Here is a 21326-nt window from a genome sequence, read left to right as displayed (position 1 = left end):
TTTTCACCTATTTCATGATTTAAATAAAGTAAAAGTGAGAGGAGAGGAGTCAGTGAGCCATCCTTCTCCATCTCACTTCTTGTACCGAGTCACCAAATTGTGACATGAGGAGGTAAAAACGATATCTTTTTACCGACGAATTAACAAGGCGATTAGGAAATCCGCCATAGCGATTTCCGTAAGGATAGGAGACTGTTTCACAGTCCCTATCGTTAATCGAATTGAGCTTGTACAAATGCAAGAGCACCTTTTCCATCACGGGTTAATTTGATGTATTGAGCGCCTTCTGTCTTGGCAAGTTTAATACCGAGTTTATCGGTTTCTGCTTTCATATCTTCAAAGTTTGAAGCCACTTGAGGGGCAAGGATAACAAGATCAAACTCTGGCAACATTTCACGGTGAGCACCATAGCCACCTGCTGCTGCTTTCACAGGAACATTGTATTCTGCAGCTGCCTTATTCAAAGCATTCGCAAGAAGTCCACTTGTCCCTCCACCTGCACAGAGAACGAGGACATTTGTTTCTTCAGTGATTGTATTTTGTGCTGCTTCTACACCAGCTTTTTCAAGAATAGCATCTGCTTTTGCAGTGTTGAAGTTTGCAGCAACTTTTTCTTTCAATTCATCATTAGATTTACCTGAACGCTCTTCTTCAAGAATTTGTTCATCATAGACTTTAAGGAATGGATAGTAAATGACTACGTCAACCACGATTAGAAGGGCAGCAAGAATGAATGATAGAACTTGGAAGTTAGTACCAAGAACTAGACCTAGTGGAGCTGGAGTTGTCCATGGTAGATTAGCAGTAAATGAGTTCATTCCAAGAGTTTCAATAAAGAATTTGAAGATCCAAACGTTTGCGATTGGAGCAAAAATAAATGGAATAAAGAAGATTGGATTCAGTACAAGAGGTGCACCAAACAAGATTGGTTCATTTACACCAAAGAAGGTAGGAACTACTGAAGCACGTCCGATTGCACGGTTACGTTTCGATTTTGTCAACCACATGAACATGAATGGAACAACCAGTGTCGCACCAGTACCACCCATGGTAACGATAAACATTTGTGTACCAGAAGTAAGAATCTTGTCAGCGTGCATACCTTGTTGGAGAAGGTTCAAGTTGACTTCGGCATTTGCATAGGTAATAGCTGCGATAGCAGGTTCAACGATAGATGGACCATGGATCCCAACAAACCAGAAGAAGGCAAAGGCACCAAAGATAATGGTAATACCAAGATAGCCATCAGCTGCAGAGAAGAGTGGTGCAAAGAATTTACCGATTGATTCTGCTACACTAGCACCAACAAAATGACGAGCTAGTAAATCAAGAGCATAAAGAGAAACAACTGAGAGAGTGAATGGAATCACATCTTTAAAGACTTGTGAGATATTTGGTGGAACTTCGTCAGGCATACGAATAGTGACGTTGTTTTTAACACAAACCTTATAGATGGCTACAGTAACAAAGGCAGCAAGGAAGGCTGAAAGTAAACCTTTTGTCCCCAAGAAGCCAGTAGCTAGACCATTTTCGATAGGATCAGCTGCTAACATCAACAAACCAACAATCGCTGCTAACAGTGTTGACATATAGTTGATTTGATTGGTTTTCTCCATGCTACGGTTGACTGAGTCAGTCAATGACTTAGCTGTTGTACCAGCTACCAAGAGAGCCAGAATACCCATAGAATAGCTATAGGGTTTCATCAGAAAGGCTACAACTTCATCAGACCATTTAAAGCCCCATGAGTTTGGTACAAAGGCGATTAAGATAAAGATACTTGAGAAGAGAATAACAGGCATACCTGCAATGAAACCATCACGAATAGCACGAAGATAGATATTACGAGATAGTTTTTCAAAGAAAGGCTTTCCTTTCTCGATAAATGCAATTAGTTTATTCATTATTTAACTCCTCTCTTGTAGAGTTCGATTAAGTGGTGCATCAAATCTTTTAACAAGATGGTTGTCATCAAGTGGTCTTGGCCATGCATCATGGTTACACTATAAGCTAAGTCCTCACCAGCTGCTTCCTTAGTCAATAGACTTGTTTGGGCGTGGTGAGCCTCTGCAATACAAGAACCAGCTTCCTCAACTAAGCTATCCGCTTTTGCAAAATCACCAGCTTCAGCAGCCTTTAAAGCTTCCAATAGTTTTGAACGAGCATCGCCAGCATAGGCTACGATTTCAAAACCTAACAATGTTACTTCTTCTCTATTCATGATAGAATTCTCCTTATATAATTTTAAATAAATTTTTATGACAATAAACGTTGGATATGTAGAACTAGATAAACTCGTTCACTTTTATACAAATCAAGACCCGTATGTTGCGTAATCACATCATAAATCTTGGAACCAATCTCGAAGGCTTTTGGATAGGATTGTTTAATATGATCTTCCATATCCAGAAGCGATTGGTTATCATCTCTAGATCTGTCTAAATAATCCAAGAAATAATTTAGATGTATCATAAAGCGATCATAGAAATGATTATTCTCTTTTGTACGTTGAATAGCGTAATCTTTTAGAACTTCCTCAACATTCCTGAGAATTTCTTTCCTCTTATCAATCGACTCCACAAGTTCCACTTCATTTTCACCTTCGGCATTGATGAAATGATAAGCAATCCGAATAATTTCGTCCTTAGGAAAATGATCTGCTAGCTTCTGACGGTAAATTTCAAAAGCTTCATTTGCGATTTGAAAAGCTATAGGATACTTAGCAGAAATATCTGGCAGATTACTATCCTTGTACCTTCCTTGTGCTAGAGCTTGGCAAGAACAGTAAATATGATCTGTCAAGGTTACATAGAGATACTCTTGAATCGGATAATGATATTTCTTGGAAAGCTTATCAATAATCTCATAAGTCACTGTGATAAAATCAAGCGGAACATCTTTGAGGAGAGCCATAAAGTTTTCTCTGGACTCTTCGGTCTTCATCCGAAAGATTTTCTCAACCTGATTTTCAGCAATCAAATCTCCCTTCTTCTTTCCAAATGCAATCCCCTTACCAATTACAATCACCTCTTCTCCCTTATCATTTCTGACAAGCGAGACATTGTGATTCATTGGATTTAAAATTCGATACATGTCAACCTCCTTTTATATCTTAAAGGTATATGAGTACAAAAAATGACCACAAATGAACTAGAAAATCATCCGATTCCTAATTCACCTGTGATCATGCCTAATATTACTTAGTAACACTCACCTTGTATTAACTTGTGATTTAAGTATAGCACAAGTAAGTTATTTTGTAAACCTTTACATACAACTTTTTTTAAAAATTTTTTAGTTTCATGTTCCTAACCTAGGAGGACTTTCTTACACGCGTTCTTTCCATGAAGTCGCTGTTGTTTGAAGAACTTTATTGAGCTCATCAATATTTTCAAATCCAGTTGTTCGAAGCCATTCGCGAGCTGCTGCTTCACCATCTTTGATGTAAGCTTCAACAGATCCAGCCCATGTAGCACGGCCACAAAGAACTCCGTTAAAGTTTGCACCTGATTCATGAGCAAATACAAGAGTATCTTGGAAGAGTTTAGCTGATACACCAGCACTCAAGTAGATGTATGGCAAGTTAGTTGCTTCATCTTGTGCTTTGAAGAAGGCTGCTGCTTCTTCACGTGTATAAACTACTTCACCTTCAGCGAAGCCTTCAACATATTTAATGTTAACAGGAACTTCTACTTTCAAGACATCAATGTTAAAGCGTGGGTCTGAGAAGACTTTCATAGCACCGATAACTTTGTGTGGTTTTACTTTCGCGTATTCTACAGAACCAGCGTCAGCAATTTTTTCATCGTAAGCAAGGATTTCAAGGAAGAATGGGATATCTTCAGCCACACACTCAGAACCGATGCGTTCGATGTAGGCTTGTTTTTCTTGATTGAGTTCGTCTGAGCTATCTACGTCATAGTAAAGCAAGAATTTAACTGCATCTGCACCTTCTTCTTTAATACGTTTTGCAGACCAAACATCCAAGCAGTCTGGCAAGCGTTTTGTGCTTGTTGTATCATAACCTGTTTTTTCATAAGCAAGGAGAAGACCAGCTTTTTCATCAAGAGCTTTAGTTGCTGGAAGTCCATACTCAGGGTCAAGAAGCATTGATGAAGCGTATTTAGTCAATTCATCTGCTACCAAGACTTTAAGTTCTTCCATTTGAGCCACAGTTGGTTCTTCTGTTTGGTGTTGAGCCATGAGGCGTTTCAAAGCACCACGTTGGTCAAATGCAAGTGCTGAGATGATTCCATTTTCATCAGAAAGTTTTTCTAAGCGTGCACGTTTTTGTTCTGTTAAAGCCATTTTATACCTCTTTTACTATTAATTGATCATATAGAGCTTGATAGTTGGTCATGTTGACATGACCAGTCATTTTTTCTTGAGCATTAAGCATACCAAGGACATTTGCCTTGATGAGTAATTCTGCATCCGATTCTTTGTGAAGAAGTCCTGAAGAAATTCCTGCCACAGTAGAGTCTCCAGATCCAACAGGATTTACCACCTGAATTCTAGGAATATCTACCTTGTAGAAAGTGTCACCATGTTTGGCAAAAGCACCGTTGGCACCAAGTGAAACGATAATCCATTCAATACCTGCAAACAAAGGTTCTTGAAGGACTTCTTTTAATTCATCCAAATCTTCAGAAACTTCTCTTCCAAGAAGCTGAGACAATTCCTCATTATTTGGTTTGATTACTGTTGGTTTATGTGGTGATTCAAGAACCGCCTGAAGTGCTGCACCAGAGCAGTCCAAAACAACAGGCTTGCCAGCTTGATTAGCAAGTTCTACCAAGCTCGCATAGTAATCAACTGGAAGGCCAGCTGGCAGACTACCTGAGATAGCGACTACTTCAACTGACTCCAAGAGTTTTTTGAAATGTTCCAAAAAGTCTTGACCTTCCTGTTCCAATACTTCAGGACCTTTTTCAAGAACTTCTGTTTGGTTATCTCCATGAAGAATAGCGATACAGTTACGAGTTTCCCCCTGAATTGAGAAGAAATCTTTCTTTACTTGATTATCGATATTTTCAACCAAAAACTCACCAAGTTTACCACCCACTAAACCAGTAGCAAGAACAGAATCCCCAAATTCTGAAAGTACTCGGGTAACATTGAGGCCCTTACCACCAGCCGTTTTGGTTACGTCCACCACACGATTGACAGTATCAATCTTCAACTCATCCAAGGGATAGGAAATATCAATGGATGGGTTCATTGTGACTGTTAAAATCATAGATCACCTCTTAGTCGTGGTATTCTCCGCGATCCCATTTTTCAAGGAATTCAGTGAAGAAGTTTGCGTCTGTTTGTTGAGCATTGTGACTTTCAACGTGTTCAATTTTCGCAATCAATTTTTTGTTTTCTTCAGTTGGTTTGTATTCAGCATGGATGAAAGCTTCAATGATGTCACACATGAGCAATTCACCAGTAATCTTACCACCAAAACCGATAACGTTGGCGTTCAATTGTTCTTTAGCATAAAGGGCTGTTGTCATATCACGAACCAAGGCCGAACGAACACCAGGAACTTTATTTACAGCGTTGTTGATACCAACACCAGTACCACAGATACATACTCCAAGATCAGCTTGACCACTAGTTACTGCTTCCCCTACTTTTTTACCAAAGATTGGGTAGTGAGTACGTGTATGGTCATATGTACCAAAGTCAATGACTTCATATCCTTTTGATTTCAAAAATTCTGAAACCGCCATTTTTTCATCTGTTACGATGTGGTCACATCCAATTGCAATTCTCATTAGTTATTCCCTCCGATTAATTATATAAATCTAATATCATTTATCCCTACTCAAGAAAAATCAAGATTAGCTTAGGAAGCGAGCTGCAAGCATAACTGAGGTTAGCTAAAGTGAGCTGACAACAGATTATCTTGATTTTTGAAGAGTATTAGCACATTTTGTTCAACATATCGACCCTAATTTGGTGACGTCCACCATCGTATTTACCGTTAACAAATCCTTTAGCAATGTTTTTAGCCAATTCATCACCGACAAGTTGTGCACCCATAGTGATCATACGTGAGTTGTTGTGTCCACGAGTCATATAAGCTGAACGTTCGTCAGATACTTCTGCAGCAACCATTCCTTTGATCTTAGTGGCAACCATAAATGGACCAGCTCCATAAGCATCAATCACGATACCAAGGTTTTGTTCTTCTTTGTTTACTTCTGCAGCAACAGCAAGAGTCACATCAACAAAGTCTTGACCTTCAGCTGTAACATCCACAACGTGGAAGTTTTCTTTTTCCAAGAAGTCTTTCACAACTTCTTTCAATCTCAAACCTGCAGCATCTGCACCGATAACAATAGACATATTGTATACTCCTTTTATTTTTCTAGGCTAGTAAAACCTTTTATAGTTAGCAGTTAACCTACAAAAGCTTTCTAGCAGTTTATTGACAAATTGGATTGAATGAGATGAATGTCACCTTATTCAAGTTTAGGAAACCAGTTCCCTAGAAATAATCTTTCTCCACGAAAGAGAATATAACAAGTGATTATTTGTTTGTTACAAACATCATTTGTTCTTTACAAACATAATATACTCCTATTTTTAAAAAAAGTCAACAGTTAATGTTTGTTTTTGTGTTTTTTAACTAAAAAATTTCAATGTCAAAACCAATTTGATCCACTTGACCAGGTTCTAGGAGACGAACATTCTTCTTATCTTCTAAATAATCTCCTTCTTCAAGGGATGTTGACAAGCCAGACCATGGTTCAAAAGCAATGAAAGGTCCTTTATTCAAAGTTGACCATATAATGAGGTTTGAGAACTCTGCAAAGTTCACTTTCAATCCCTTATCATGTTTACGAGAACGAAGGGCAATTGTTCTAGATTGCAATTCATCTAAGGTAACTGCATCTGTGCTGAAAAGTTCATAACTAAGATTTATTTCTTTTTGCCCCTTTAACCATGGACTTCTATCTTGAAAATCCAGCATACCCGTTTCTGGGAAAGGGCGTGGAACAGAGCAAGTCTCTTCTTTCTCAAACTCTAAATAGTAATCTTCATAGACTTCATCATCAAGCAGAGGACAATTAAATCCTGGATGGCCACCAATAAAGTAAGGCATGACCTTACTAGTTTCTTTATTGAAAATCTTGTATTGAGTCCGTACTGTCTTTCCAGTAAGGATATAAGTGATCTCTAAACGGAAATGATAGGGATAGTTTTGATAGCTATTCTCATCGTCTTCAATTGCAAAAGTTACACTCTTGTCTGTCTGTTCAACTAATTCAAATTCTTTCTTACGAACCAAACCATGACGAGGAATCTTTCCTTTGCTTTCTTGCCCCTTCTCATCTATATAGACGGCTGTATCCTCTCTCAAAGAACCACAAATGGGGAAGAGAACAGGAGCTTGTCCACTCCAATAAGTAGCATCCCCTTGCCACAAATACTCCAGTCCCTCAGCATCTTTTATAGAAGAAAGAGCCCCACCAAAACTGTTAAATTCAACTCTTAATTGTTCTGATTTTAATTCAATTACCATTATTTTCTCCGATTTCTTGATAGTTTATAAAAAACTAGGCTGTCACTCCTAATGGTATGACAACCTAGTTTCAACAATTTACACTCTGCGAAAATCCAATTCAAACTTCGTCAGTGTCGCCTTGCCGTACTTTAGTACAGCCTGCGGCTAGCTTCCTAGTTTGCTCTTTGATTTTCATTGAGCTTACATTTTATAGGAGCGCATTATTTTGCTTTTGCTGCGTACTCTTCGTTACGTTTGATCATTTGTTTTCTGTACCAAGCAAAGATACCGATATAGAATACAAGGAAGACTACTGCACCAAGGATTGCTTTGATATCACCTGTTGTAGTGTTACCAATTGTCCAACCAAGAAGTTTTTCGATTGGTCCTTCAAGAGTTGAGTGAGTAATCAATTGAGTTTCACTCACACCTGCTGGGAAGGCACCTACACCTTTAGCAAGTTCTGTTGCAAATGGTGCGATAAGAGTACCTGAAAGAAGGAAGAGTGGCAACAAGAGAGTTCCGAAGATAATCATACGGAGCAATTTACCACGTGTTACAACCAAGAGAGCTGGAGTAACACCCATAGCGATGATACCTGCGAGTGGCAAGATACCATTTCCAACTTTTGAAAGAAGCACAGCTTCAATCAACATGATTGGTGCAAGTACGTTAGCACAAGCCCAGATTTCAGCACGACCAGCGATGAATGGCCAGTCAAGACCGATGTTGAATTTACGTCCTTGAAGACGTTTAGTAGCAACGTTTGTAATACCTTGTGAAAGTGGTTCTACAGCGGCGATGAACCATGAACCGATAAGTGAGAAGAGTTCCAAAGATACACCGGCAGTCAAACCAAGAGACAACCATCCTTTAATAACCAGACGCCATTTATCTGCATCTTCAACACCTGCAATTGGATGTGGAGTTCCCATAATACCGATAACAATACCAAGGATGAAACCGATAAAGAATTTAGAACCCCAGAAACCGATTTTCTTGTTCAATTTAGCAGCATCAAAGTCATATTTATCAAGACCTGGGAAGAATTTTTCAAAAATCTTATCCAAAACCATGATAACTGGGTTCATCATGTAGTTCATGTGAGTTGATGTCATTGGTGATGAACTTGGGGCGTTAAGAAGGTCATCAAATGTAGGTTTCATCAAGTCAGAGTTGATAATTTTCAACACACCGACAAGGACGATAGCTGCTGTAGCAATCAAAAGTGAAACCCCTTGGCTCACACCATTGTTGTCTGCATACCATTTAATCAAAAGACCTGTGATAGACAAGTGCCAGATATCGAAGATATCAACGTCAAGTGTATCTGTTTTCTTCATTGCAAGCATCACTATGTTGACAATCAACATGATGAGCAAGAAGTAAAGTGTCCAAGCAGAACCCCAAGTGATTGTAGCAAGTGGTGCCCAACCAACGTCGGTAATACTCAATTGAATACCAGTGTTTTCAACGAATTTTGCAAGCGACGCTGAGAAAGCAGTGTTTAGCATACCGATGATGGCACCGATACCTGTAAGAGCGATGGCAAGTTTGATACCACCTTCAAGCGCTTTGGAGAATTTCACTCCAAAAAGTAAAGCCAATAATGTCAAAATGATTAACATGATGACAGGACCACCCATATCTAAGACGGGTGTAAAGACCTCTTTGATTAGGTCAAAGATTGCATCCATAACAGTTCCTCCCTTTTTTATGTTATATGAATGTTAACAAATTAAAATTAGCTTAACCCGTGTTCTTTGATAGCTGCTTCAATATTATCATATACTGGAGCACTCATAGCTGGGATACGGAATAAGATTGGTCCAGCTTCGATAACTGGAATACCTGGGTCAAAACCAAGGTCTGTCGCAGCAATTGGTGTGAAGATGTCATAACCTTTGATAAGGTCTTCGTTAACGTCTTTGACCATGACTGCATCACAGTGCACATCGTAACCACGGTTTGAAAGTTCTTCTTCAAGAGCACTTTTAATTTGGTGGCTTGAGTTAACACCTGCACCGCAGGCAGCAAGAATTTTAATCATATGGATCTCCTCCGATTTAATATTTTTAATAGACAAGATTAAGCGATTGCTTCAGCGATATAAGCATAGAGGGCTTCTGGTTCAGAAATTTTTGATAGGTCTTCAAGATGACCATTTCCAGTAAAGAAGTCCATCAACTGAGCAAGAATGTTGGTTTGACTTGAACTCGAGTTATTGATGATAAAGAAGAGCAAGGATACTTCTACTTCCTTATCTGGCGCAATCATATTATGGAAAGTCACCGGTTTCTCTAATCGAACGACCACAACTTTTTCAGCTAGATTATGAACAATATCTGTATGAGGAATAGCCACATTCGGCAAATCCTTACCCAAAAATTCCATATCTAAGCCAGTTGGAAATGACTTTTCACGCGTGATCAAGGCTTCACGATAGGTTGGAGTCACGATTTCTCGTTCTTCCAATAAGGTTGCAACCTGATCAAAGAGATGTTCTTGATTATCCGCTTCTAAGCAAAACACAAGGTTTTTGTCAAAGAAATAATCTAATCCCATAAGGTTTTCCCTTCTTTCCATTAACTTTATGCCATAAGTATAACACTATATGAAACCGTTGTCAACGATTTTATGTTGTTTTTTGTCTCTTTTTTTATATTTTTGTTGTTTTTATAATTTCTTGTTAAAAAACAAACACATAAACAAACATTTCAAACATTTTTTCTGTTCTAGAAATAAAAAAAGCAGACCATTTAAGCCTACTTTACTATTGATTCTTATATAAATTTCCTATGAAGAAGGAAAGGTATTTCTGATAACTTACTCTTCATCCATGCTCAAGACGCTGAGGAAGGCTTCTTGTGGGACTTCAACTGATCCGATGGCTTTCATACGCTTCTTACCAGCTTTTTGTTTTTCAAGGAGTTTACGTTTACGAGAAACGTCACCACCGTAACACTTAGCAAGTACGTTCTTACGAAGGGCCTTGATATCAGTACGAGCGACAATCTTGTGTCCAATAGCTGCTTGAATTGGCACCTCAAATTGTTGGCGAGGGATAATTTTCTTAAGCTTATCAACGATGAGTTTTCCACGTTCGTAAGCAAAATCCTTGTGAACGATGAAGCTAAGGGCATCCACCTTGTCTCCATTGAGAAGGATATCCATTTTCACTAGCTTAGATGGACGATACTCTGACAATTCGTAGTCAAAGCTTGCATAACCACGTGTCGAAGACTTAAGCTTATCAAAGAAGTCAAAGACAATTTCAGCAAGCGGAATTTGATAGATAACATTGACACGGTTATCATCAATATAATCCATCGTCACAAAGTCTCCACGCTTGCGCTGAGCCAATTCCATTACTGCTCCGACAAACTCTTGCGGTACCATGATCTGTGCTTTGACATATGGTTCTTCGATGGTCGCAATCTTAGTTGGGTCTGGAAACTCAGATGGGTTAGACACATCCATAGACTCGCCGTCGGTCAAGTTGACCTTATAAATAACAGACGGAGCTGTCATGATGAGGTCGATGTTGAACTCACGTTCCAAACGTTCTTGGATAACATCCATATGAAGCAGTCCAAGGAAACCACAACGGAAACCAAATCCAAGGGCCTGAGATGTTTCTGGTTCAAACTGAAGACTAGCATCATTCAGTTGCAATTTTTCAAGGGCTTCACGCAGATCATTGTACTTGTTTGACTCGATAGGATAGAGACCCGCAAAGACCATAGGATTCATCTGCTTGTAACCATGTAATGGCTCTGCCGCAGGATTGGTTGCCAAGGTAACAGTATCACCCACACGAGTATCCTGAACCGTCTTGATAGAAGCTGCAATATAACCAACGTCACCAGTCGCAAGGAAATCACGACCAACTGCCTTGGGTGTAAAGATACCGACTTCCGTAACATCAAAAGTCTTGCCATTGCTCATAAGCTGAATCTTATCTCCAGGTTTAACCACCCCATCCATGACACGCACTTGGAGAATAACCCCACGGTAAGCATCATAAACAGAGTCGAAAATTAAGGCCTTAAGCGGTGCTGTCACATCACCTGTTGGTGCTGGAACTTTTTCTACAATTTGCTCGAGGATTTCTTCAATACCGATAACAGCCTTGGCAGAAGCCAAAACTGCTTCACTGGCATCCAAACCAATGACATCTTCAATCTCTGTACGCACGCGCTCAGGGTCTGCAGCCGGCAGGTCAATCTTGTTAATGACTGGCATGATTTCCAAATCATTATCCAAAGCCAGATAAACGTTGGCAAGGGTTTGAGCCTCAATTCCTTGAGCAGCATCGACCACCAAAATCGCTCCTTCACAGGCAGCTAGCGAACGGGAAACTTCATAGGTGAAGTCAACGTGCCCTGGTGTGTCAATCAAGTGAAAAATATAAGTTTCCCCATCTTTTGCAGTGTAATTGAGCTCTATGGCATTCAACTTAATGGTAATCCCACGTTCCCGCTCTAAATCCATACTATCCAAAAGTTGGGCCTGCATTTCACGACTTGAAACGGTCTCTGTCTTTTCCAAAATGCGGTCTGCTAGAGTCGACTTTCCATGGTCAATATGGGCGATAATAGAGAAGTTACGAATCTTCTCCTGTCGTTTTTTCAATTCTTCTAAGTTCATGATTCTCTTCCTTTCAGGGTATCTATTTATTATAAATTGTTTTTGACATTTTGACAAGACCATACCCTGCTAGGAGTACTAATCTTCAGCGACAAAGCCGTCATTTTCGATAAAGTGGTGTTCTGTCATTCCTTGGTCTGTAAAGACAATCCCGTGAAGGACACCACCGTAGACAGCTCCTCCGTCCATCCCAATCTTACCATCTTCTGTAGTCCAAAGTTCAGCTGTACCTCGGTCTTGCTTTAATAAACCATAAACCGGTGTATGACCAAAGACAATGGTTTTCCCAGTATGATTTTCTGCCTCGTGGAATGGTTTTCTAAGCCAGACTTTTTTATAATCTGTGGTTTCATGCCAGTCGTCCAAGGTTAAATCAATACCTGCGTGAACAAAGATATACTTATCTGTCTCTACCACAAAAGGCATTTGACGAATAAATTCGACCAAATCTGCCGCTTCAGTAGCAACACGCTTGGCATCTTCTACTCCATCAACCGGTGCATCCAAGGGACGACCTAGGATAGAGTTAATGGTTGTATCACCACCATTACGACGATAGTGGTCATAGCTTTCTTCTGGGTCATCGAGCCAAGTCAGAAACATATACTCGTGGTTTCCTGATAAACAGATAGCCCCTTGATTGTCCACTAAGTCCTTGACCATTTCAAGAACACGGCGACTATCTTCACCACGGTCAATCAAGTCCCCTAGAAAGAGCAGCTGGGTCTGACCATCCCATGTTTTGAGAAGGTCTTCTAGCATCCCAGCTTTTCCGTGAACATCTCCAATTACATAATAGTCTGTCATCTTATTTCTCCCTGTTTCTCAACAATTCTCTAGCTTGCGTCAGGGCAGCTTCTGTCACATCATCACCTGCCAACATCTTGGCAACTTCCTCCACTCGCTCTTCAACCGTCAAGAGTCGAACAGTCGAAACCGTTGAATGCTCATTGCTAATCTTCTCAATAAAGAATTGATAATCTGCAATCGCAATCACTTGTGGCAAATGGGAAATAGCCAGAACCTGACCATGCTGGCCAATTTTATGAATCTTCTGTGCAATTGCCTGAGCTACACGACCTGAAACTCCTGTATCCACTTCATCAAAGACTATGCTGGTCTTGCCTTCTTTACGAGAAAAGGCAGACTTAATGGCTAGCATGAGACGAGATAATTCCCCTCCAGAAGCAACCTTGACCAAGGGTTTAAAGTCTTCACCAGGGTTGGTTGAAATGTAAAATTCGACCGTTTCATTTCCCTCACGACTGAATTTGCCCTTGCTAAAACGAACCTGAAACTGGGCTTTTTCCATATAAAGATCTTGCAGTTCTTGTTTAATCTCAGCTTCGAGCTGCTGGGCCAAGTCATGACGAGCAGAGGCAAGTTGACCAGCCAAATCGACAAGATTGACTTCTAACTTCTTAAGCTCTGCTTCCATGTCTTCAGAAGAAAGGTTGTTGCCTGTCAAGAGATTGTACTCTTCTGTAATCTTGGCAAAATAAAGCAAGACATCGTCTACAGTCCCACCATACTTACGGGTAATAGTATGAAGGAGATCCAAACGATTCTCAACCTGCATGAGACGATTGCCGTCAAAATCAAGAGCCTCAATAATAGCTTCCAGACGCTTGCTAATGTCTTCTAAGACATAATAAGTCTCAGACAGAGAGCTTGAAATTTCACGGTATTCAGGGTCATACTCTTCGACACTTTCCATGTCATTCATGGCTGAACGAACATTGGCCAGACTTGAAAAGTCTTCATTGTCCAACATACTGTAGGCATTGGTCAGTGTATCCGCAATATTTTTATGGTTGAGCAGTTTATCTCGCTCTTGATTGAGAGCCAAATCTTCTCCAGCCTGCAAGTTTGCTGCCTCAATCTCTGCCATTTGAAATTCCAACATTTCGATACGAGCCTTGTGTTCCTGTTGGTTTTTCTTGACTTCCAGAACCTGCTTGCGCATTTTTCGATAGGCATCAAAACTCGTTTGATAGGTTTCTTTCAATTCCCAAAAAGCTACGTCACCGAATTCATCCAACATCTGGATATGCAGTTGAGGACGCATTAACTCTTCTTGGTCATGTTGACCATGAATATCAACCAGATGTTGCCCAATAGCACGCAATACAGACAGATTGACCATCTGGCCATTGACACGGCTGATACTACGACCATTTTGCAGAATTTCCCGACGGATGATGATTTCATCCCCCATTTCCAAACCTTGCTCATCAAAAATTTCCTGTAAAAGGCGACTATTCTCGACTGAGAAAAGCCCCTCTATCTCTGCCTTTGGCGCACCATGACGAATAACATCTGTCGTCGCACGAGCTCCCAACATCATATTCATGGCATCAATGATAATTGACTTCCCTGCACCTGTTTCACCAGTCAGGACAGTCATTCCCTTTTCAAAATTGAGGGAAATAGCCTCAATAATGGCAAAGTTTTTTATCGAAATTTCAAGTAACATATAGACCTACCAATTTTTTACTTGTTCAAAGATTTCCTCAGCTAGACTTTCACTTCTGGCAATGACTAAAATCGAGCTATCATCAGCTAAACAGTTAAAAATCTTGTCAGCAAAAGTCTCAATTAACTGAGCTTTTACAAAAGCTGTATTTCCTGGGATAACTTGGAGATTGATCATCTTGTCCATCAATTCTGCTGACTCAATATTGTCTTCAGCCAGTTGCAAACTTTTCACGATTGATTTTGGCAATTCATAGACATAGGTATTGTCTCTCAAAGGAATTTTGACAATACCTAGTTCTTTGATATCTCGTGATACCGTCGCTTGAGTGGCAGTGATGCCTGCTTCTTTCAAATGTTCTACGATTTCTTCTTGTGTACCGATTTGATAATCTGTCACAAATCGTCTAATTTTTTCAAGTCTCTCTTTTTTATTCATTTTTAAATTGACTATGCGCCCTCTCTACTACTTCTTCAATATCAGCAAGAACCTGATTGCTTGCTGACTCTTCTTTTTTCAAATATGCTAAAAATTCAATATTTCTATGTCCACCTTGGATGGGAGAAAAGTCCAAACCAAGGACTGAAAAGCCTTCCTCTACTGCCATAGCTGTGACAGATTCAAGGACATGTTGATGGACCTTGGCATCACGAATGATTCCATTTTTCCCAATCTGCTCACGACCTGCCTCAAACTGAGGCTTAACCAAAGCCACAACCTGACCCTGATTAGCCAACACACGGTGCAAGGCCGGCAAAATAAGACTTAGGGAAATGAAACTCACATCAATACTGGCAAAGATCGGTTCCTGCTCGAAATCAGTCTTTTCAGCATAGCGGAAATTGAACTGCTCCATGCTGACAACCCTTGGGTCTTGGCGTAGTTTCCAAGCCAATTGATTGGTACCGACATCGACTGCAAAGACAAGTTCAGCACCATTCTGTAGCATAACATCGGTAAAACCTCCAGTAGAAGCCCCAATATCAATTGTGGTCGCGCCATCCACTGACAAATCAAAGACCTGCAAGGCCTTTTCCAGTTTCAAGCCACCACGACTGACATACTTGAGTTTCTCCCCCTTAAGTTTTAGCTCGGTATCGTCTGGGATTTTCTCTCCTGGCTTGTCAAACCGTTCTCCGTTAAGAACTGCTACAACTAGACCAGCCATGACACCGCGCTTGGCCTGCTCTCTCGTTTCAAACAAGCCCTGTTTATAAGCTAGTACATCCACTCTTTCCTTAGCCATTGATTCTCAAACTTTCTACTACACTTACAATAGATTCTATCTCAAAGGGAATCTGCTGGGCAATTTCTTCTAATTTGGCATTAGCTTGATCCAGAGTTTGGTTACAAAAGGCAATAGCCTCTTCCAAGCCCAACAAAGCAGGATAGGTTGATTTTTCTGTCTGCAAATCCTTTTGAGGCGTCTTGCCGATTTCCTCAAAACTAGCTGTCACATCCAATACATCATCTCGAACTTGAAAAGCAAGTCCAATCAATTCCCCAACAGTTTTCAGCTCTGCCTGCATCTCAGATGCCAATTCGGCTATAATAGCTGCAGCTTGGAATGGATAGGCTAGTAGTTTTCCAGTCTTATTAGCATGAATGGTCTGAAGTTCTTCCAAAGACAAATGCTGGTGTTCACCTTCCATGTCCAAAACCTGGCCTGCTACCATGCCCAGACTTCCTGACGCAAGCGATAAGTTAGCAATCAAGTCCACCTTAATCTGACTTGGCAAATCTGCCTGCGCTATCAAGGCATAAGGATCTAGGAACAAAGCATCTCCAGCCAAAATGGCCATAGCTTCACCAAATTTCTTATGATTGGTCAAGCGTCCCCTACGGTAATCATCATCATCCATGGCAGGAAGGTCATCATGAATCAAGCTCCCTGTATGAATCATCTCCAAGGCAGCAGCTACCTGCGCGTGAGCAGGTTTGATGGCAACCTGCAAGGCTTCCAGAACTTCTAGCAAGAGAAAAGGACGGATACGCTTGCCACCAGCATGAATGGAATAGAGAACAGACTCTCGCAAACTAGAGGCAAACTGCTGGTCTCCATAAAAATCTTCCAAGGCTGACTCGACAAGAGCTAATTTTTCTTGCTTTTTCATTCAAAATCACTTTCTGTTCCGTCTTCTTGCATGACCTTGACCAAGGTCTTTTCAGCCTTGTCCAGCGTTGCTTGGAGTTCTTTAGACAAAACCATCCCCTTTTGAAAGGCAGCAATCGCATCTTCCAGAGCAATTTCACCATTTTCCAAACTTTGGACGATGGTTTCCAGTTCTGCTAGATTTTCCTCAAATTTCTTTTGTTTTGACATCTTTAACCTCTAATTCTACTCGACCATCTCGCATCAAAAGCGTCACTTGGTCTTTTTTCTTCAAATTTTCAACCGAATCAACTACGGACTCTTCTTTTTTGACAATAGCATAACCACGCGCCACGATTCGACTGGTATCCAGCATCAGCAGGGCTTCTGAAAGTCGCTTGACTTCAGCAACCTTGGCATCATAAACCAAAGCCATTTGGCTACGGAGGAGCTTGTCCAACTGTCCTAAACGGTCTTGATAGCGTTGGATTTTGGTAACAGGTGATAACTGAACCAGTCGATGCGTCCTTGCTTGGACGACTTGTTTGTTATCAGAAATCCGTGTTCGCAAACTTTGTTTTAAGCGCAATTGTAATTGGTCCAAGCGTTGCAAATAGCCATCATACAAGCGCTCTGGCTGTCTAAAGATGACTGACTGACTGCATTTTTTCAAAGATTCTTGTTTCTTAGATAGGACATTTCGGACTGCCGTAGCCATCCGTTTTTCCTGATTTTGCAAATGAGCCAAGAGATCCAACTTGGTCACAGGTGTTGCTAGTTCAGCAGCAGCCGTTGGCGTTGCAGCTCGTCGATCTGCCACAAAATCCGCCAAGGTCACATCCGTCTCATGCCCCACACTAGAGATAACTGGTAAACGAGATTCAAAAATAGCTCGTACCACAATTTCTTCGTTAAAGGCCCAGAGATCCTCAATGGAACCTCCACCACGACCAATAATGAGCAAGTCCAAATCGTCCCGTTGATTAGCATGCGCAATATTTCGAGCAATTTCCTCCGCAGAGCCTTCACCTTGCACCTTGGTCGGATAGAGAAGAATGTCGACACCTGGAAAGCGCCTGCTGACTGTCGTGATAATATCTCGAATCACAGCTCCACTGCGACTGGTCACTACTCCAATTCTCTTAGAAAATTGAGGCAGAGGTTGCTTGAAGCGTTCTTGAAACAGGCCTTCTTCTGTCAATTTTTTCTTGAGTTGCTCAAACTGAATCGCAAGCGCACCAACTCCATCAGGCTCTGCCTTTTCAATGATGATGGAGTAGCTACCACTTGGTTCATAGACCTGCACACGCCCAATCACATTGATTTTCATCCCTTCTTCTAGGTCAAAGCCTAATTTCTGATAAATCCCAGACCAGATGGTCGCTTGAATAACTGCATGGTCATCTTTTAGGGAGAAATATTGGTGAGTAGGTCGTTTACGAAAGTTGGAAACTTGACCAGTTAAATAGACCCGTTCCAAGTAAGGGTCTTTATCGAATTTCATTTTCAGATACTTGGTCAAAGTTGTTACCGATAAATACTTTTCCATCTCCACCTACTATTCATTTTCTTGCTCTTTCATGGGTATTATTATACCAAAAATATGCCTAAAAATCTCCATTTATGTACCATTATGAGAGAAAAATAGAAAAAGGAGGCAAGGCCTCCACATCTGATTATTTGCTGTTTCGAGCTTCTTCCAAAATCTTTGCAATCTTGGTCGTCAAAAGGTCAATAGCAACTGTATTGCTGACCCCTTCAGGAATGACAATATCAGCATAACGCTTGGTCGGCTCGATAAACTGGTGGTACATTGGTTTAACCACACCTAAATACTGGTCAATAACGCTATCCAAACTACGGCCACGTTCTTCCATATCGCGCTTGATACGACGAATAATGCGCACATCATCATCCGTATCCACAAAAATCTTGATATCCATCAAATCGCGCAGACGCTTGTCCTCCAAGACCAAAATCCCCTCAACGATAAAGACATCTTGAGGCTCTTGACGATAGGTCTTGCTACTCCGTGTATGCTCTGTATAGTCATAAGTCGGGATGTCCACCGGACGCCCTGCCAACAATTCCTTAATCTGCTCAATCATCAAGTCTGTATCAAAGGCAAAAGGATGGTCATAGTTGGTTTTGACACGCTCTTCAAAGGTCAAATGAGACTGATCCTTGTAGTATGAATCATGCTCAATCATGGAAATCTTTTCATCAGGAAAATGCGATAAAATGGCTCTTGAAACACTGGTCTTACCACCACCAGAACCACCTGTCACTCCGATAATGATTGGTCTATTTTGCATGCTATCCTCCGTTTTTTTATCCGTCGTCTATTCTATCACATTTTTTGCAAAATTTATAGTCTGATTTGGATAGTCTAAGGGAAACATTTTCAATCCATACACCCCAGTTAGACTAGCTAAAAACCTTCCTTGGCTTGTAGAGATTGTCTCGTTTTTCTAGAATGGCTAGCAATGTATCGCCTTCAAAGGCAGCTAGTTCTTTGTCCGTTTGGTCGAGCTCAATAAAACGACCAAAGCGCACTTCTGTAGCCTCTTCTGGAGTTAAGAAAACTTTAACAAGGTCGCCTGTTCCAATCTCTAGAGGATGTAGAAAGTCCAGCTGCCCAACCTCCACTTTTCTAGCAATTTCTTCCAAGGTAAGAGCATCTTCTAGTTGCAAACCAGCTGCACTAGTTCGAGTCAGATGTGACATATGAGCCGCATAACCAAGCTTCTCTCCCAAGTCAACCGATAAGGTACGAATATAGGTTCCCTTGCTACATTTCACACGAAAAGTGAATCGTGCAAGATGGCCATCATAAGAAATCGAACTTGTCCGTTCAAATTGATAAATAGTTACCTGACGTTCTGGACGCTCCACTTCCTGATCAGCACGCGCATACTCATAGAGCTTGCGACCATTGACCTTGACAGCCGAATACATAGGAGGAATTTGGGTAATAGGCCCAGTCAGATTCGTAATCGCTTCATCGACAAACTTTTCATCCAAGGGCGACAAAACAGGTGTCTCTGCGACCACTTCCCCACTAGCATCCTCGGTCGTCGTGGAATAGCCGAGAGTGATTTCTCCCTCATAGACCTTACCCTCGTCCTGCATAAACTCGACCATGCGGGTCGCCTTGCCAACTGCAATGGGCAAAACACCCACCACATCCGGATCCAAGGTCCCACCATGACCAATTTTCTTGGTTCCCAAAATCTTACGCAGTTTAAAAACCGCATCATGCGAGGTCATCCCCGCTTCTTTTTTTAAGTTGATAATACCGTTCATTTTTGCTTTCTCACTCCCCCTTCAGAGCCTCAAACTTCGCTTTCATGGTTGGATTTTTCCGAGTCAATTTTTTAACAGAAACATCTTCTAATTTGTTGTTAGCTAGACGGAGTTGGTTTTCAGATGTGGTCAGGAATTTCTTAACCTCTTCCATGCGTTTGATGGCCTTGTCAATTTCATCGATAGCTTTGCCAAAGTTAGTCGAAGCTGAGTTGTAGTTCTTAGCAAAGGCTAGTTTAAAGGCATCCAAGTCTTCTTCAAAGTGCGTAATATCAATATTTTGCTCCCGAACCAAGGCCAACTCCTGCTTATATTTTAGAGAATTAAGCGCCACATTACGCAAAAGCCCAATCAATTGGATAAAGAATTGAGGACGAACCACATACATCTTTTCATACTCATGGCTGACGTCAACAATCCCTGTGTTAAAGTAGTCATTATCGGCCTCAAGCATAGTCACCAAAACCGCATACTCACAGTTCTTCTCCCGACGGTCCTTGTCTAATTCCTTGTAAAAATCTGCATTCTTGTGCTTCTTCTCTGTTCCATCCGCTTCATTTTTCATCTCAAACATGATGGAAATGATTTCCACTCCATTTTCATCACTCTCACGGAAGATAAAGTCCCCCTTAGACCCACGCGCAGAGACCTTGTTATCCTTCTCAAAGTAGGCATTTGGAAAGGCGAAACTACGGACCTTGTTAAACTCACTCTCTGCATACTGTTCCAGACTTTCCCCGATGGCTTTTGTAGATTGCTGGGCTTTGAAATTCTTATAGAACTCGACCTGTTCACTCGCTGCTTTGAGCTGGGCTTCATAGTTTTGCTTAACTGAAGCAAGAGAAAGCTCGTTTTCTTTTTCTTGTAATAGGAGCTGATTTTTGACCTGATCGCGTTCTTTTTCTAGGTCAGAAAGGGTCTTTTGTAGTTGATTTTCATGCTCCAAACGCAAGGTAGCCAATTGGTTTTCCAAGGCCTGTACTTCCTTATCCTTAGCCAATAAGGCCTGATTGCTTGTCTGTTCAACCTCTTTCTTGGCCAATTCTTTTTCTGTATCAAAGTTTTGGATTTGACTCTGTAATTGCGCAATTTCTTGGTCTTTTTGAGCTAGTTTAGACTGTTGTTCATTCATGACCTTTTGCTCAACCAAGGCCAGTTCCTGCTTCATCCGATCGTGCAATTCCTTATCAAACTCTGCTGTTCTCACTTGGGACAAAAGTTCAGCATACTGACTTTCATTTACTGTAAAGACTTCCCCACAGTTGGGGCATTTGATTTCGTTCATATCGTTCCTCTTTCTA

22 protein-coding genes are annotated in these 21326 nt (G+C 40.9%); all 22 read right to left on the bottom strand.

The genetic code is table 11. The features are described from left to right. Positions 1–212: 212 nt before the first annotated feature. The 22 genes from ADH54_RS03320 to ADH54_RS03215 all read right to left on the bottom strand — a co-directional run bounded on the left by ADH54_RS03320 (position 213) and on the right by ADH54_RS03215 (position 21310). Entirely contained in the window at positions 213–1904 is a 1692-nt protein-coding gene (locus tag ADH54_RS03320) for a lactose-specific PTS transporter subunit EIIC (protein ID WP_001037324.1), read from the bottom strand. Next, a complete protein-coding gene (locus ADH54_RS03315) occupies positions 1904–2221 on the bottom strand; it encodes a PTS lactose/cellobiose transporter subunit IIA (protein ID WP_001078323.1) in 318 nt (105 codons plus the stop codon). The genes ADH54_RS03320 and ADH54_RS03315 overlap by 1 nt, the downstream gene beginning before the upstream one ends. 35 nt (positions 2222–2256) lie before the next feature. After that, positions 2257–3093, bottom strand: a complete 837-nt coding sequence (locus tag ADH54_RS03310) for a PRD domain-containing protein (RefSeq protein WP_049524029.1) — start codon at positions 3091–3093, stop codon at positions 2257–2259. 234 nt (positions 3094–3327) lie between these two features. After that, a complete protein-coding gene (lacD, locus tag ADH54_RS03305; protein WP_001229114.1) occupies positions 3328–4308 on the bottom strand; it encodes a tagatose-bisphosphate aldolase in 981 nt (326 codons plus the stop codon). A 1-nt stretch (position 4309) separates the two neighbouring features. Next, on the bottom strand, positions 4310–5239 hold the full coding sequence (locus ADH54_RS03300) for a tagatose-6-phosphate kinase (RefSeq protein WP_049524028.1): 930 nt from the start codon (positions 5237–5239) through the stop codon (positions 4310–4312). A 10-nt stretch (positions 5240–5249) separates the two neighbouring features. Next, positions 5250–5765: a galactose-6-phosphate isomerase subunit LacB gene (gene lacB / locus ADH54_RS03295; RefSeq protein ID WP_001216918.1), complete on the bottom strand. Its 516-nt coding sequence runs from the start codon at positions 5763–5765 to the stop codon at positions 5250–5252. A gap of 148 nt (positions 5766–5913) precedes the next feature. Further along, positions 5914–6339, bottom strand: a complete 426-nt coding sequence (gene lacA / locus ADH54_RS03290; RefSeq protein ID WP_000029277.1) for a galactose-6-phosphate isomerase subunit LacA — start codon at positions 6337–6339, stop codon at positions 5914–5916. A gap of 283 nt (positions 6340–6622) precedes the next feature. Next, positions 6623–7519: an aldose 1-epimerase family protein gene (locus ADH54_RS11150; protein WP_080980766.1), complete on the bottom strand. Its 897-nt coding sequence runs from the start codon at positions 7517–7519 to the stop codon at positions 6623–6625. A 203-nt stretch (positions 7520–7722) separates the two neighbouring features. Further along, the gene (locus tag ADH54_RS03280) at positions 7723–9198 is read right to left on the bottom strand and encodes a PTS transporter subunit IIC (protein ID WP_049524027.1); all 1476 of its coding nucleotides are present in this window, start codon (positions 9196–9198) and stop codon (positions 7723–7725) included. A gap of 47 nt (positions 9199–9245) precedes the next feature. Beyond that, positions 9246–9551: a PTS sugar transporter subunit IIB gene (locus tag ADH54_RS03275; RefSeq protein WP_000590550.1), complete on the bottom strand. Its 306-nt coding sequence runs from the start codon at positions 9549–9551 to the stop codon at positions 9246–9248. 38 nt (positions 9552–9589) lie between these two features. Then, complete coding sequence (locus ADH54_RS03270) at positions 9590–10066, bottom strand: PTS sugar transporter subunit IIA (protein WP_000522067.1); 477 nt, start codon at positions 10064–10066, stop codon at positions 9590–9592. Positions 10067–10327: 261 nt separating this feature from the next. After that, positions 10328–12151 carry a translation elongation factor 4 gene (gene lepA, locus ADH54_RS03265; protein ID WP_049524026.1) on the bottom strand — a complete coding sequence of 608 codons (1824 nt, stop codon included), beginning with the start codon at positions 12149–12151 and terminating at the stop codon, positions 10328–10330. A gap of 78 nt (positions 12152–12229) precedes the next feature. Then, positions 12230–12958, bottom strand: a complete 729-nt coding sequence (locus ADH54_RS03260) for a metallophosphoesterase family protein (RefSeq protein WP_049524025.1) — start codon at positions 12956–12958, stop codon at positions 12230–12232. Position 12959: 1 nt separating this feature from the next. Next, positions 12960–14627 carry a DNA repair protein RecN gene (recN, locus tag ADH54_RS03255; RefSeq protein ID WP_049524024.1) on the bottom strand — a complete coding sequence of 556 codons (1668 nt, stop codon included), beginning with the start codon at positions 14625–14627 and terminating at the stop codon, positions 12960–12962. Between the two features lie 6 nt (positions 14628–14633). Then, entirely contained in the window at positions 14634–15065 is a 432-nt protein-coding gene (locus ADH54_RS03250; RefSeq protein WP_049524023.1) for an arginine repressor, read from the bottom strand. Next, positions 15058–15873, bottom strand: a complete 816-nt coding sequence (locus ADH54_RS03245) for a TlyA family RNA methyltransferase (protein WP_049524022.1) — start codon at positions 15871–15873, stop codon at positions 15058–15060. Before ADH54_RS03245 ends, ADH54_RS03250 begins: the two co-directional genes overlap by 8 nt. Further along, a complete protein-coding gene (locus ADH54_RS03240) occupies positions 15866–16741 on the bottom strand; it encodes a polyprenyl synthetase family protein (RefSeq protein WP_049524021.1) in 876 nt (291 codons plus the stop codon). The genes ADH54_RS03245 and ADH54_RS03240 overlap by 8 nt, the downstream gene beginning before the upstream one ends. Next, a complete protein-coding gene (locus ADH54_RS03235) occupies positions 16738–16950 on the bottom strand; it encodes an exodeoxyribonuclease VII small subunit (protein WP_000043226.1) in 213 nt (70 codons plus the stop codon). The genes ADH54_RS03240 and ADH54_RS03235 overlap by 4 nt, the downstream gene beginning before the upstream one ends. Continuing rightward, complete coding sequence (xseA, locus tag ADH54_RS03230) at positions 16928–18268, bottom strand: exodeoxyribonuclease VII large subunit (RefSeq protein WP_049524020.1); 1341 nt, start codon at positions 18266–18268, stop codon at positions 16928–16930. The genes ADH54_RS03235 and xseA overlap by 23 nt, the downstream gene beginning before the upstream one ends. A 127-nt stretch (positions 18269–18395) precedes the next feature. After that, positions 18396–19034 (bottom strand): uridine kinase, encoded by a 639-nt coding sequence (udk, locus tag ADH54_RS03225; protein WP_001181376.1) that lies wholly within the window; start codon positions 19032–19034, stop codon positions 18396–18398. Positions 19035–19146: 112 nt separating this feature from the next. Then, entirely contained in the window at positions 19147–20025 is an 879-nt protein-coding gene (truB, locus tag ADH54_RS03220) for a tRNA pseudouridine(55) synthase TruB (protein WP_049524019.1), read from the bottom strand. A gap of 10 nt (positions 20026–20035) precedes the next feature. Beyond that, a complete protein-coding gene (locus tag ADH54_RS03215) occupies positions 20036–21310 on the bottom strand; it encodes a DUF2130 domain-containing protein (RefSeq protein WP_049524018.1) in 1275 nt (424 codons plus the stop codon). Positions 21311–21326: the final 16 nt, after the last annotated feature.

It is taken from the genome of Streptococcus pseudopneumoniae, from assembly GCF_001072315.1.
Taxonomy (GTDB): domain Bacteria; phylum Bacillota; class Bacilli; order Lactobacillales; family Streptococcaceae; genus Streptococcus; species Streptococcus pseudopneumoniae_R.
The sequence above is the reverse complement of the archived record's forward strand: the minus strand, read 5'-3'. Positions and strand labels throughout refer to the sequence as shown.

Excerpts from the sequence above, each read along its gene's own strand:
- ADH54_RS03320 (WP_001037324.1), bottom strand. The coding sequence starts at position 1,904 with ATGAATAAACTAATTGCATTTATCGAGAAAGGAAAGCCTTTCTTTGAA.
- ADH54_RS03315 (WP_001078323.1), bottom strand. The coding sequence starts at position 2,221 with ATGAATAGAGAAGAAGTAACATTGTTAGGTTTTGAAATCGTAGCCTAT.
- ADH54_RS03310 (WP_049524029.1), bottom strand. The coding sequence starts at position 3,093 with ATGTATCGAATTTTAAATCCAATGAATCACAATGTCTCGCTTGTCAGA.
- lacD (WP_001229114.1), bottom strand. The coding sequence starts at position 4,308 with ATGGCTTTAACAGAACAAAAACGTGCACGCTTAGAAAAACTTTCTGAT.
- ADH54_RS03300 (WP_049524028.1), bottom strand. The coding sequence starts at position 5,239 with ATGATTTTAACAGTCACAATGAACCCATCCATTGATATTTCCTATCCC.
- lacB (WP_001216918.1), bottom strand. The coding sequence starts at position 5,765 with ATGAGAATTGCAATTGGATGTGACCACATCGTAACAGATGAAAAAATG.
- lacA (WP_000029277.1), bottom strand. The coding sequence starts at position 6,339 with ATGTCTATTGTTATCGGTGCAGATGCTGCAGGTTTGAGATTGAAAGAA.
- ADH54_RS11150 (WP_080980766.1), bottom strand. The coding sequence starts at position 7,519 with ATGGTAATTGAATTAAAATCAGAACAATTAAGAGTTGAATTTAACAGT.
- ADH54_RS03280 (WP_049524027.1), bottom strand. The coding sequence starts at position 9,198 with ATGGATGCAATCTTTGACCTAATCAAAGAGGTCTTTACACCCGTCTTA.
- ADH54_RS03275 (WP_000590550.1), bottom strand. The coding sequence starts at position 9,551 with ATGATTAAAATTCTTGCTGCCTGCGGTGCAGGTGTTAACTCAAGCCAC.
- ADH54_RS03270 (WP_000522067.1), bottom strand. The coding sequence starts at position 10,066 with ATGGGATTAGATTATTTCTTTGACAAAAACCTTGTGTTTTGCTTAGAA.
- lepA (WP_049524026.1), bottom strand. The coding sequence starts at position 12,151 with ATGAACTTAGAAGAATTGAAAAAACGACAGGAGAAGATTCGTAACTTC.
- ADH54_RS03260 (WP_049524025.1), bottom strand. The coding sequence starts at position 12,958 with ATGACAGACTATTATGTAATTGGAGATGTTCACGGAAAAGCTGGGATG.
- recN (WP_049524024.1), bottom strand. The coding sequence starts at position 14,627 with ATGTTACTTGAAATTTCGATAAAAAACTTTGCCATTATTGAGGCTATT.
- ADH54_RS03250 (WP_049524023.1), bottom strand. The coding sequence starts at position 15,065 with ATGAATAAAAAAGAGAGACTTGAAAAAATTAGACGATTTGTGACAGAT.
- ADH54_RS03245 (WP_049524022.1), bottom strand. The coding sequence starts at position 15,873 with ATGGCTAAGGAAAGAGTGGATGTACTAGCTTATAAACAGGGCTTGTTT.
- ADH54_RS03240 (WP_049524021.1), bottom strand. The coding sequence starts at position 16,741 with ATGAAAAAGCAAGAAAAATTAGCTCTTGTCGAGTCAGCCTTGGAAGAT.
- ADH54_RS03235 (WP_000043226.1), bottom strand. The coding sequence starts at position 16,950 with ATGTCAAAACAAAAGAAATTTGAGGAAAATCTAGCAGAACTGGAAACC.
- xseA (WP_049524020.1), bottom strand. The coding sequence starts at position 18,268 with ATGGAAAAGTATTTATCGGTAACAACTTTGACCAAGTATCTGAAAATG.
- udk (WP_001181376.1), bottom strand. The coding sequence starts at position 19,034 with ATGCAAAATAGACCAATCATTATCGGAGTGACAGGTGGTTCTGGTGGT.
- truB (WP_049524019.1), bottom strand. The coding sequence starts at position 20,025 with ATGAACGGTATTATCAACTTAAAAAAAGAAGCGGGGATGACCTCGCAT.
- ADH54_RS03215 (WP_049524018.1), bottom strand. The coding sequence starts at position 21,310 with ATGAACGAAATCAAATGCCCCAACTGTGGGGAAGTCTTTACAGTAAAT.